Origin of the sequence: Rudaeicoccus suwonensis (assembly GCF_007829035.1) — a bacterium.
Classification (GTDB): domain Bacteria; phylum Actinomycetota; class Actinomycetes; order Actinomycetales; family Dermatophilaceae; genus Rudaeicoccus; species Rudaeicoccus suwonensis.
This window is the reverse complement of sequence record NZ_VIVQ01000001.1, coordinates 1932576-1944539: the sequence shown is the minus strand read 5'-3', so window position 1 is coordinate 1944539 and position 11964 is coordinate 1932576. Positions and strand designations below refer to the sequence as shown.

Annotated in this window: 10 protein-coding genes; 8 read left to right on the top strand and 2 right to left on the bottom strand. The window is 68.6% G+C overall.

Annotated elements, in window-relative coordinates:
* Complete coding sequence (locus BKA23_RS08905; RefSeq protein ID WP_145227382.1) at positions 1 to 810, bottom strand: LLM class F420-dependent oxidoreductase; 810 nt, start codon at positions 808 to 810, stop codon at positions 1 to 3.
* A 103-nt stretch (positions 811 to 913) separates the two neighbouring features.
* On the opposite strand from BKA23_RS08905, the gene BKA23_RS08900 reads away from it, so the two are divergent.
* Positions 914 to 1954, top strand: coding sequence for an alpha-hydroxy acid oxidase (locus BKA23_RS08900; RefSeq protein ID WP_145228389.1), 1041 nt, complete (start codon positions 914 to 916; stop codon positions 1952 to 1954).
* Here the strand turns inward: BKA23_RS08900 and BKA23_RS08895 are convergent.
* Positions 1930 to 2565, bottom strand: a complete 636-nt coding sequence (locus BKA23_RS08895) for a nitroreductase family protein (protein ID WP_145227379.1) — start codon at positions 2563 to 2565, stop codon at positions 1930 to 1932. The genes BKA23_RS08900 and BKA23_RS08895 overlap by 25 nt on opposite strands.
* A 206-nt stretch (positions 2566 to 2771) precedes the next feature.
* On the opposite strand from BKA23_RS08895, the gene BKA23_RS08890 reads away from it, so the two are divergent.
* The 7 genes from BKA23_RS08890 to BKA23_RS08860 are packed head-to-tail and all read left to right on the top strand — an operon-like array spanning position 2772 to position 11944.
* Complete coding sequence (locus tag BKA23_RS08890) at positions 2772 to 3278, top strand: RNA polymerase sigma factor (RefSeq protein WP_170226432.1); 507 nt, start codon at positions 2772 to 2774, stop codon at positions 3276 to 3278.
* Entirely contained in the window at positions 3275 to 4702 is a 1428-nt protein-coding gene (locus tag BKA23_RS08885) for a sialidase family protein (RefSeq protein ID WP_145227374.1), read from the top strand. The genes BKA23_RS08890 and BKA23_RS08885 overlap by 4 nt, the downstream gene beginning before the upstream one ends.
* 18 nt (positions 4703 to 4720) lie before the next feature.
* Positions 4721 to 7450, top strand: coding sequence for a bifunctional acetate--CoA ligase family protein/GNAT family N-acetyltransferase (locus BKA23_RS08880; RefSeq protein WP_145227372.1), 2730 nt, complete (start codon positions 4721 to 4723; stop codon positions 7448 to 7450).
* Between the two features lie 57 nt (positions 7451 to 7507).
* Positions 7508 to 8116, top strand: coding sequence for a DUF5998 family protein (locus tag BKA23_RS08875; RefSeq protein ID WP_145227370.1), 609 nt, complete (start codon positions 7508 to 7510; stop codon positions 8114 to 8116).
* 8 nt (positions 8117 to 8124) lie between these two features.
* Positions 8125 to 9288 carry an alkaline phosphatase family protein gene (locus BKA23_RS08870; RefSeq protein ID WP_246104534.1) on the top strand — a complete coding sequence of 388 codons (1164 nt, stop codon included), beginning with the start codon at positions 8125 to 8127 and terminating at the stop codon, positions 9286 to 9288.
* Between the two features lie 11 nt (positions 9289 to 9299).
* Positions 9300 to 10004, top strand: a complete 705-nt coding sequence (locus BKA23_RS08865) for a thymidine kinase (protein ID WP_145227367.1) — start codon at positions 9300 to 9302, stop codon at positions 10002 to 10004.
* Positions 10001 to 11944: an MFS transporter gene (locus tag BKA23_RS08860; RefSeq protein WP_246104533.1), complete on the top strand. Its 1944-nt coding sequence runs from the start codon at positions 10001 to 10003 to the stop codon at positions 11942 to 11944. Before BKA23_RS08865 ends, BKA23_RS08860 begins: the two co-directional genes overlap by 4 nt.
* Positions 11945 to 11964 lie beyond the last annotated feature (20 nt).

Here is an 11964-nt window from a genome sequence, read left to right as displayed (position 1 = left end):
TCAGGAGTTGACGCGGTCGCGCCAGGCGATCCACTTCTCCAGCACCGACATGTCGTAGTCGGGTCCACCTGTGCCGACGGTGAACAACCGCGCACCGAGGTCGAGCAGCGGGCTGCCCTCCTCCTCGGGCTCGCCCGCCTGACCGCCGTCTCGGCCTCGTCCGCCGACGCCCACGGAAACCTCGATGTCGTTCAGATCGCGCCCGACGCTGTCGCAGTGTCCGCGCAGCACCTCGAGCTTGTGGCTCAACACCTCAGGGTCGGCAAAGGTGTGCCAGATGTCCGCGTGCTGCGCGACCAGACGCAGGGTCTTCTTCTCGCCGCCACCACCGATGAGCACCGGGATCTTGCGGGTCGGAGCAGGGTTCAACGCCTCGAAACGCGCCTCGATGCGGGGGAGCGCATTGGCCAGGTCGTCCAGTCGTCCACCGGCGGTGCCGAACTCGAATCCGTATGATTCGTAGTCCTTTTCGAACCAGCCCGAGCCGATGCCGAGGATGAGTCGACCGTCACTGATGTGGTCGACGGTGCGCGCCATGTCGGCGAGCAGATCCGGATTGCGGTAGCTGTTGCAGGTCACCAGCGCGCCGATCTCGACGCGGCTGGTCTGCTCCGCCCAGGCACTGAGCATGGTCCAGCACTCGAAGTGCATGCCTTCCGGCTCGCCGTACAGCGGGTAGAAGTGGTCCCAGTTGAAGGCCACGTCGACGCCGAGATCCTCGGCACGCCGGACGGCGTCGCGGATCGCGGAATACGGAGCATGCTGCGGCTGGAGTTGCACGCCGATGCGCACAGGACGTGAGAGGGTCATGCCCGTCATGCTAGTGAGCGATGTTTGCTGAGGTGGCACCTGTAACCGCCCTGGTGTCGAATTTCGACGGGGTGGGCCCGACGAGGAGGTTGATGTGCGCGAGATGCTGCGCGGGTTGCGCGACCAGGCTGCCCGCACCTGTGACCCGCAGGTCTGGCACTACCTCAACCGCGGCGCCGGCGAGAACGTCAGCGTCGAGGAGGCCACCGACGCGTGGTCGACGTGGCGGCTGCGTCCGCACGTGCTGCGCGACGTGTCGCACGTGTCCACCGAACTGAGCCTGTTCGGACGGTGGCGCACGCCGATCGGCGTGGCGCCGACCGCCTTCCACCGGCTGGTCCACCCGGACGGGGAGTTGGCGACGGCGAGGGCAGCCGCTCACTGCGGATCGCCGATGGTGCTGTCGAGCAGGTCGACCACGCGCATCGAGGATGTCGCTGCCGGTATCGGCGGGCCATGGTGGTTCCAGGTGTATTCGATGCGCGACCGCGAGGTCACCGAGGCGCTGGCGCTCCGAGCGACCCGCGCCGGCGCGAGCGCGCTCGTGTTGACCGGCGACACGCCATACGTGGGTTATCGCAGCGCCGGGCAGGCGGTCCGGCCGTTGCCGATGTCGGACGAGCTTGCGCTGGTCAATGTGGGCGAACATCTGCGCGGACCCGTCGACGAGGCGTGGGATCGCATCGATCAGCGGGCCGATCAGACCGTCGCCGACGTCCGGGCGCTCGCCGAACTCACCGGTCTGCCGGTGATCGTCAAAGGGGTGCTGCGCGGGGACGATGCCCACGAACTGTTGGCCGCCGGGGCATCGGGGGTGTGGGTCAGCAACCACGGTGGCCGACAACTCGACCGGGCCGTCCCGACGGCACGCGCGCTCCCGGAGGTCGTCGCAGCGGTGGGCGGTGACGCTCCGGTGATCGTCGACGGTGGCATCCGGTCCGGATTCGATGCGCTGACCGCGCTGGCGCTCGGCGCGGCTGCTGTCTTTGTCGGTCGCCCGGTGCTGTGGGGTCTGGGTGCCGACGGAGCCGCGGGAGTGCGAGCGGTGCTCAGTGGCCTCACGGACGAACTCGCACACGCCATGGGGCTGGCCGGTGCCGCCGGACTGAGCGCAGTCGATCAGTCGCTGGTGGTGGCGGGCTGAACGGCATACGGCCGGCCGAAGGCACCGTCGTGGAAGGTGTCCTCCAACGGCCGGCGGGTCACGGACCGGGTGCTGCCGGACGCCTTGGTGCTGCTGGCGTATCCCAGCGCGATGACGCCGACGATGTTGTGTTCGTCCGGTATGCCGAAGACATCTCGGACGGCGACGTGCCGCTCGACTGCGACTCCGAAGAAAAGTCCGCCGAGGCCCTCCTGCACCGCCGTGAGCAGCATCAGCATCGACGCCATACCGGTGTCGACGTCCCAGTAAGGCACCGGCCAGTGGGATTCGCTGCGGTCGGGCCAGGGCTTGTCGTCCTTGGCGTACCGGTCGAGGTAACGGTTTTTGTCCGAGACGCACAGGATCAGCGTCGGCGCGCTCATCACCCCGCGCAGCCAAGCGTCCGGGCCATCCGCATCCGCGCTGGCGGTCCAGAAGGACTCGCGCGCCGCGCCCTCGAGAATCACGAAATCCCAACCCTGGCTGAAACCGGCGCTGGGAGCGCGCACAGCGGAGCGGGCGATGTTGTCCAGGGCGGTGCGCGGAACAGGGCGGTCCGGGTCGAAGCGGCGCACCATCCGGCGTCCGAAGATCGCGTCATCGAGTTGCATCCGGCCACCGTAGGCCCAGGGCCTGTCAGCCGCGGGATAGGGTGACCTCCTGTGGCTCGGCTGTGAATCGGCCCTGGATGCCAGGACACGGTCACAATGTTTGAGGCGGCAGCCAACCGAGAGGGCTCCTGCGTCGTCCAGCTGGTATGACGATTGCGTTCCCTGCGGTGCACCGTGCCGCTCGTTCTCGGGAAAGGTGGGGGTGCGTGACGTCGGGGGAGGCGGCCGTCGAGCAAGATGTACGGCAGGTGTATGACGCGCATTTCGGTCGATTGGCGGGGTGGACGACGTCGCTGATCGGCGACCGGGATCTGGCCCACGACGTGGCCACCGATGCCTTCATCAAGCTCATCAAGCACTGGGATTCAGTGCAGGATCCGCGTGCCTGGCTGTACACGGCCGCGGCGAACCAGGTCCGCGACCATTGGCGCAAGCGCGGTCGGGAGTCCGCGGCATACGACAAGTTGACGGCCGGTCAGCCGGTGGATCCCGATGTCGCGGCGCCGGAGTTCGACTCGGCGACTCGCGTGACCGTCCGTCAGGCGGTGGAGTCGTTGCCGGAACGTTTCCGGCTCGCGGTGCTGCTGCACTATTACGCTGACCTGTCGATAGCGCAGGTCGCCATACAAACCGGCAAGTCCGAAGGCGCCGTCAAACGAGATCTGTTCGATGCGCGCAAGCAACTGGCTGCGGCTCTGGAGGGTGTGCGATGAACTCTGATCCGCGCAGGGCATCCGAGCCCGTGAACGACGACGACCCGGTCGCCCGCTTCTTCGCACAGCAGCGCGACTCCGTCGAGAGCCAACCGGCCACCGACCTGGATTGGCAGCGGATCCTGCGGTCCGCGCGCACCACCACACGGCGGCGCAGCCACGTCACGATCATCGCCAGTGCGGCGGTGGCGATCGTGGCTCTGTTCGCGATCTGGAGCTGGCAGCAACCGACAAAGCAGACCGGAGTCGACACCACGGTGCCCGCCGCCACGGGCCAGCCTCGTCTCGGGTCAGGTCCTGCCACAGCCCCGAATTCCACGGCGACGCAGCAACCGTTCGCGGTGCCCAAGTCGTTCACCACCTGGTCGGTGAGCTACGCGGCGCAGAACACGCTGTACGCGCTCGGCGCGCAGACCTGCAGCAGTGACGGAACCTGCCCGGTGTTGCTGCGGTCGGGCACCGACGGTCAGACATGGTCCGCGGTGCACACCTTCGAGGGCACCGACGTCTCCAGCGCGACCGGTCAGACCGTGCCGTCGATCCAACCGTCGGGCGCGGCCACCCAGGTGAGATTCGCGACGGCCACCACCGGTTATGTCTTTGGTGGGGGGCTGTGGGTCACCCACGACGGCGGCGCCAGCTTCACCCAGATGCAGCACCCCGGCGACATCGTCCTCGACGTCGAGATCTGGCAGGGCCAGATCATGGTTCTCAGCGCGTCGGGCTGCACACAGGGCGTCTGCTCAGGGCCGGTCTACGTCAGCAAGATCTCGGCGCAGAGCAACAACGACACCGATATGGTGGCGACCACGTCGCCGTCCTCGGCGATCAGCGCCGGCCGGATCGTGGTGCAGAACAACCAGACGTATGTCGAGCTCACCTCCTCCGGCAGCGCGGCGTCCCCGTCGGCGATGCGACTTGTCGGTGGCAACCTCGTGCCACTCACCGGGCCGTCGTCCTGCGCGAGCACGCCGATCCAGGCCCTCACCCCGGCGACGAACATCTCCGCGCTGGTGCTCTATGGCCTGTGCGATGAGCGGGTCTCGGGGGCCGACGCCACCTACACCGTTGTCCGCAGCACCGACGACGGGCAGACCTGGACCACTGTGTCCACTTCGGCGCTGACCCTGCCGAACCTGGGGCAGGTGTGGCTCGCGGCTGCGGACGAGAAGCATGTGGTCGCGGCGACCGGTGGTCAGCCGGCGGGCAGCGCGTCGACTGCGACCGGCTCGGGCAATGTGCTCGTCTCCGGCGACGGCGGTGGCAGTTTCGCCCCGGCGGCAGTCGCCACACCGGCGACCGGGGTCAACTGGCTCGCCAGTCCCGGCAGCCGGATCTTCTACGCGTTCACGCGCACCAACAGCCAGATCCTGGTGTCCGACGATTACGGGCAGACCTGGGGAGTCATTGACCCCACGAGGTGACCTGGGATGCTGGACGCCATGAGCGTCGATCCGGGTGACACCTCGGCGACCGCGCCCGAGCGGGCCACGCCGCCGGCGTTGCCGGAGGGCTATCCGCAGGACTGGGAAGCCGATGTCGTGCTGCGCGACGGCTCAGTCGCGCAGGTGCGGCCGATCCGGCCGGACGACGTGCAACGACTGCAGCAATTCCATGAGCGGCAGTCCGAGGAATCGATCTACCTACGGTTCTTCGCGCCGCTGCGGCACCTGAGCGATCGCGACGCCCAACGGTTCGCCACGGTCGACTACCGCGAGCGGGTCGCCCTGATCATGGAGGCCAGCGAGCAGATGGTCGGAGTCGCGCGCTACGACCGGCTCTCCGGGCCGGACAGTCCACGCGCCGAGGTCGCCTTCAACGTCGCCGACGACTTCCAGGGCCGAGGTGTCGGCTCCGTGCTGCTCGAACACCTGGCTGTGATCGGTGCGGAGTCCGGGGTTCAGGAGTTCGTCGCCGACGTGCTCCCGCAGAACCGCAAGATGATGGGCGTCTTCACCGACGCCGGCTACGAGGTCGACCGCCGGTTCGACGACGGCGTCATCTCACTGTCGTTCCGGATCGAACCCACCGAACAATCCCAGGCAGTGCGCGCCGCACGTGAGCAGCGTGCCGAGGCACGCAGCGTGCACACGCTGCTGTCGCCGGAATCCGTCGCTGTCATCGGCGTCAGTCACCGGCTGGATTCGGTCGGACGCGGACTGCTCGACCACCTCGTCGACGGTGGCTACACCGGCCGCCTGTATGCCGTCAACGCGCGCAGTCACGACGAATTGGCCGATCGTGAGTTGTTCGCCAAGGTCACCGATCTGCCTGAACCGGTCGACCTTGCCGTCGTCGCCGTCCCGGCCGCCGAAGTGATGCAGGTCGTGACCGACTGCGCCGCGCACGGCGTCAAGGCGCTGCTCGTGGTGTCGTCGGGTTTCGCGGAGGCGGGTCCGGAGGGCGAGCGTCGGCAGGCCCAGCTGGTGCGGGCCGCGCGGCGACACGGTATGCGGGTGGTCGGGCCGAACTCCTTCGGCATCATCAACACCGACCCTCAGGTGCGGCTCAACGCCTCGATGGCCCCGGAGATGCCGCCGACGGGTGGGTTCGGGCTCTTCTCCCAAAGCGGCGCACTCGGTATCGCCGTTCTCGATTTCGCCACCCGTCGTGGGCTGGGCCTGTCGCACTTCGTGTCCACCGGCAACCGGGCCGACGTGTCCGGCAACGACATCATGCAGTTGTGGATCGACGACGACGCCACCAAGGCGGTCGGCCTCTACCTCGAATCGATGGGCAACCCGCGCAAGTTCTCCCGCATCGCGCGCAGGTTGGCGCTTCGCAAACCGGTGATCGTGGTCAAGTCCGGAGTCTCCGAGTATGGCGTTCCGCCGGGTCACCGGGTGCGCGTCACGAACGCCCGACCCGAGGCCTTCGCGGCGATGCTGCGGCAGGCGGGCGTGATCCGGGTGGAGAACGTCCACCAACTCTTCGACGTCGGCCAGTTGGTCGTGCACCAGCCGATCCCGCGCGGCCCGCGTGTCGCCATCGTCAGCAACTCCGCAGCCATGGGGGCCCTTGCCGCCGATGCCGCCGTCAGCTGGGGCCTGGAGGTGACACACGGCCCGATCGACCTTCCCGCCGAATCGGGCCCGGACGAGTGTGCCGCGGCGGTGACTGCCGCTTTCGAGGACCCCAATGTCGACAGCGTCATCACCGGCTTCATGCAGTCGCGGATCTTCGCCGGACTCGCTCTGGCCCAGAGCCTGGCTCGTGTCGCCTCCGATCATGACAAACCCTGCATCACCAGTTTCCTGGGCATCGAGGGAGTGTCCGAGGCGCTCGCGGGCGGCACCACGAGCGACGGCCGCAGCAAGGTGGTCCCGGCATACTCGATGCCCGAGGACGGGGTCCGCGCGCTGGCCGCTGCCACGCGATACGGCGAATGGCGCGCCAGTGAGCGGGGGGTGCCGGTGATGCCCGATGGAATCGACCGGATTGCCGCCGAGGCGCTGATCGCCAGGGTTCTGGCCGGCTCGCGGGAGGGTCGCGCGTTGACAGCTGCCGAACTGCAGGAGTTGCTTGCGGCATACGGCATCTCGGTGTGGCCGGTCACCCTGGTGAGGTCGCCGGACGAAGCCGTCGCAGCTGCCCGACGCGTCGGCTACCCGGTCGTGGTCAAGTCGGTCTCGCCGCTGGTGCGGGCACAACCGATCACCGCCGTGCGCGCGGACCTGCATCACGACGCCGCCGTGCGCGATGCCTTCCGGTCACTGGACGAGCGGCTGCGAACGTTGCACGCGAATCGCCTCGTCGTGCAACGGATGGCGCCTCCCGGCATCGCGTGCGTCGTGTCGACGGGTGAGGATCCGCTGTTCGGCCCGGTCGTGCGGTTCGGCCTCGGCGGCGCCCCGACGGAGGTCATGGGCGACATCGGTTACCGGATTCCGCCGATGTCCGCTGCCGATGTGCGCGACCTGATCGGCTCGGTGCGGGCAGCGCCGCTGCTGAGCGGGCGCGGCGGCGGTATGGCGATCGACCGTGCGGCGCTGGAAGATCTGATCGCGCGGGTCGCTGTCCTGGCCGAGCACCTGCCGGAGGTCGCAGCGCTGGAGCTCAACCCGATCAACACCCACTCTTCGGGGCTCGAGGTCCTCGGTGCTGCGGCAACGGTCGCTCCCTCGCGCTCGCGGACCGACACCGGTCGCAGATCGTTGCCGACAGCGCGCTGAGAGCGATCTGCACACAGCCATCGCGAGCACCGTAGGCATGCTGCGAGAATGTCCCTCATGGCTTCACGCAGTGAACAGATCACCGGTGCCGTCCTGCCGCAGGGACTGCTGTCCGACATCGAGCAGGCGGGGTACTTCCCGGCGCTCGTCGCCGACGTCGTCGCGACTGCAGTCGGAACCGATTTGGTCCTGTCGCACTTGGTGCACGCCGAGACCACCATCGATAACGAGACGGTTCGTCGTCACGTCACCGTCGTCGCGCTGACGTCTCGCCGGCTGATCGTGGCCCACGCCGACGACCACACACCCACGCCGGAGTCCCCGGTGGCCCACCTTGGCTCGGTGGCGACGGCGACCACCGAAACTGTGCCCTTGTCGGCAGTCCGTGGCGTCATGCTTGCCCACGTCATGCCGTCTCCCGAGACGTATGTCGAGGGCAGCCTCGGCCGCGAGGTGACCGTGACGATTTCGTGGGGAGCGGTCAGCCGGGTGGACCTGCTGCCGGCGACGTGTGGTGACCCCGACTGCGGCGCCGATCACGGTTACGAAGGCTCGATCGCCGGCGACGACATCGCGCTGCGTGTCAGCGCCGACGCCGACGGCGACGCGAATCTGCAGCAGGCACTGGACTTTTCACGCGCGTTGTCGGCGGCGATCGGTCAGTGACCGGGCCGGTGCCGACGGCCCGGCCTGGTCTGCCGCTGCCCGCGTATGACGCAGGTGGTCTCGCAGGAGTGCTGCCGCGGGTGCTGGCATCGATCGGTGGCCCGCGCCCCCCGGAAGACATCGCGGGCGCGCCGCTGCCGCCGGCGCAACGTGCGGTGGTGGTTCTCGCCGACGGACTCGGCCTCGAACTGTTGAAGGCCCGCAGCGGCCACGCGCCCTTCCTGCGGAAGGCTCTCGCCGGTCAGCCCTCTGAGGTGCCGGTCCAACTCACGTGTGGTTTCCCCAGCACCACCGCCACCAGCATGGGTTCGTTCGGCACCGGTCTGCCGCCAGGCGCGCACGGCCTGGTCGGCTACCAGGTGCGCGTGCCGGGCACCGATCACCTGTTCAACGAGCTCGACTGGGTCGACGGGCCGGATCCGCTGCAGTGGCAGAGCAATCCGACGGTCTTCGAACGCGCGGTCGCAGCCGGCATCGAGGTCACCATGGTCGGCCCGGCCAAGTTCGATGGCTCGGGTCTGACCCGTGCTGCCTTGCGCGGTGCGCATTTTCGCGGTGGCCGCGACCTGGCCGACTGCGTCGACGCGGCCGTGCCGGCCGCGAAAGCCGCCCGTCGCTCGTTGACCTATCTCTACTGGGGCGATGTCGACCGCACCGGCCACGGCCACGGCTGCGACTCCTGGCAATGGGGTGATGCGCTCGAACTGCTCGACCGCGAACTCGCGCGATTGCACCGGTCACTGCCCGCCGGCACCTCGCTCACGATCACTGCCGACCACGGCATGGTCGACGTTCCGCCCGACGCGCGGGTCGACATCGCCCACGATGCGCAACTGCGCGACGGCATCGAACTCGTCGGCGGCGAACTGCGATCGTTGCAGTTGTACTGCAGGTCCGGTGCCGCCGACGACGTGCTGGCCATCTGGCAGGAGCGCTTCGGTGACGACGCGTGGGTGCTCGATCGCGAAACCGCTGTCAGCGCAGGGCTGTTCGGACCGGTGGTGCCCGCCATACAAAACAGAATCGGAGACGTGATCGTCGCGATGCGGGCGCCTGTCGGGGCGTACGACTCGCGGTTCATGAAGCCGACCGTCACCGGCCTGATCGGCCAGCACGGCTCTCTCACCACGGCGGAGACGGCGGTGCCGATGCTGCACCTGCCGACCTCGTAAGGTCTGCTGTCGTGGCGGAACTGGTCTTCTTCAGCGGAACGATGGACTGCGGCAAGAGCACCCTTGCCCTGCAGATGGAGCACAACCACCGCGCGCGTGGTCGGCGGGGTCTGGTGTTCACCAAGCACGACCGCGCGGGCGAGGCGGTGCTGTCCTCGCGGCTCGGACTCGCGCACGACGCACTCGAGGTGGCCGACGACCTGGACTTCTGGGAGCTGGTCGTGACGCAGGCGACCGGTGGCCGGGTCGTCGACTACCTGATCGGTGACGAGGCGCAGTTCTACACCCCGGAGCAGATCGAGCAACTGGCCCGGCTGGTCGACGAGATGGATGTCGACGTCTACGCCTTCGGCATCACCGCGGACTTCCGCACTCAGCTGTTCCCGGGGTCGCGCCGGTTGATCGAACTCGCCGACCGGATCCAGGTGTTGCAGGTCGAGGCACTGTGCTGGTGCGGGCGCCGGGCCACGCACAATGCGCGCGTCGTCGACGGTCACATGGTGGTCGAGGGGGAGCAGGTCGTGGTCGGTGACGTCACCGGTGTGCCGACGGCTGCGGTGGAGTACGAAGTCTTGTGCCGGCGCCACTACATGCGGCGGATGACCTCGCAGGCTGCCCGGGCGCAGGCGGTCTCGCCGGAGGTCCTGCCCTTCGATCTTGATCTCTGTCCGCTACCCGGTCCACCGGCGCCACCGGTTGGCATGATGGAGCCATGACTCGCGACGGCTCGCCCTCCCGCCGGCAGCGCCGTCGCATGGAGCGCGATCGTGCCTTCAGCCCGGGTGCGCCGGCCTCCGAGTCGACCAGGCCGATCAGGCGCGATCGACCTGGTCGTGACAGCACCTCCGGCATACGGCCGCGCACTGAGCGCATCGATCCCTCCGAGCGTGCGTATGACGTGAGTTACGACCACCGTGCGGCATACGAGCCCGACAGCTCCGACGTCGACGCGCCAACACACCCCGGTGCGAATCCGCTTGGCAGCCGTACGGATTCGGGTGACCACCCAGGCGACTCGATGCACAACAAGCGCGACGCGGCGGTCTCCGCAGGTCGCACCGTCGGTCGTGGCGCGGGAGCAGCAGCCCGGTTGGCGGCCACTGCGAGTCGCACCACCGTGCGCGTTGCACGTCGGGCCAGCGAAGCCCAAGGCGCAGGCGAGAGCGGGCTGGCCCGGCTGATCCAGGTCCACGCCTTCAGTTCCGCCGGTGACGCCGCAGTCACGATCGGCCTGGCGGGGACGGTTTTCTTCTCGGTGTCCTCGGCGCAGGCGAAGAGTTCGGTGCTGTTGTTCCTGTGCCTGACGATGCTGCCGTTTGCTGTGGTCGCGCCGTTCATCGGACCGCTGCTGGACCGCTACCGGCACGGCCGCCGTTGGGCGATCGGCACCACCCTGGCCATCCGCGCCTTTCTGTGCTGGGTTCTCGCGCAGGCCGTGCAGGACAAGTCGACCTGGCTCTTTCCGGTCGCGTTGTGCGTGCTGGTCGCTTCCAAGGCCTACCTGGTCACGCGATCGGCGGCGGCGCCGCGACTGCTTCCCGACCAACTGACCCTCGTCAAGGCCAATGGTCGGCTTTCGCTCGCCGGGGTCATCGGTGCAGCGGTCGCCGGTGGACTGGCCGGCACCGCCGCCAAGTTGGGCGGAGCGCCGTGGGCGCTGCGCATGGGCGCGCTGTTGTTCGCGATCGGCACCGTGCTGGCCATCCTGCTGCCGCCCAAGGTCGACTCCGCGGTCGGTGAGAAGCCGGCTCCGTCCGGCCTGGCGACCGGTGGCGGTAGCAAGTACGGCATCACGGCTTCGGTGGTGACCGCGCTGCGCGCCAACGTCGGGCTGCGGTGGTTGTCAGGATTCCTGACGATCTTCCTGGCCTTCCTGGTGCGTATCCATCCGTTCCCCGGCTGGGAGGACCGCAAGACGCTCCTGCTCGCACTGGTGGTCGGGGCAGCCGGCGCCGGCAATTCGCTCGGCACCGTGATGGGCTCGTTGTTGCGGATCGCCTCGCCGAAGGTCATCGTGCTCGGCACCCTCGTGGCCGATGCGATCCTGGCCGTCGTCGCGGCCGTGCACTTCTCGCTGAGCACCGCGATCGCCGTGGGTCTGGTGGCCGGCATCGGTCAGCAACTGGGCAAGTTGGCGCTCGACTCGCAGATCCAGGACACCGTGCCGGAACACATGCGCACCAGCGTCTTCGGCCGTTCTGAGACGCTGCTGCAACTGTCCTGGGTCATCGGCGGCATCATCGCCGTCGCCATACCGTCCGATGCAACGCTGGGGATGGTCCTGGCCGCCGTGCTGCTCGTCGGATGGGCGAGCGTGGTGCTGGTCTGGCACACCGGCCGCGAACTGCCGTTGCCGGCCCGGGTGAAATCGGCCAATCCGATGGCTCGTCGACAGCGACCCGTCACCGGCGAGCCTGCCGAAACCGTTCCGTATGACGCAGGGCCCGCTGCCGGCTCGGCGCGTCCGCAGGAGACCGGTGTCACATTGCCGGCAGCACCCTCAGCACCCTCAGCACCCGCGCAGCAGAGCACATCCCGCGATCGGGGCACAGCGGACACGATCGGTGTGCGGCGCAGCGACGTCGCGGCATACCGGCATGACGGCGATCAGCCCGCCGACGGCCGTCAGCCGCGGCGTCCCGGCGGCTGGCGCTGACCTCGCCGGCCGGTGGAATC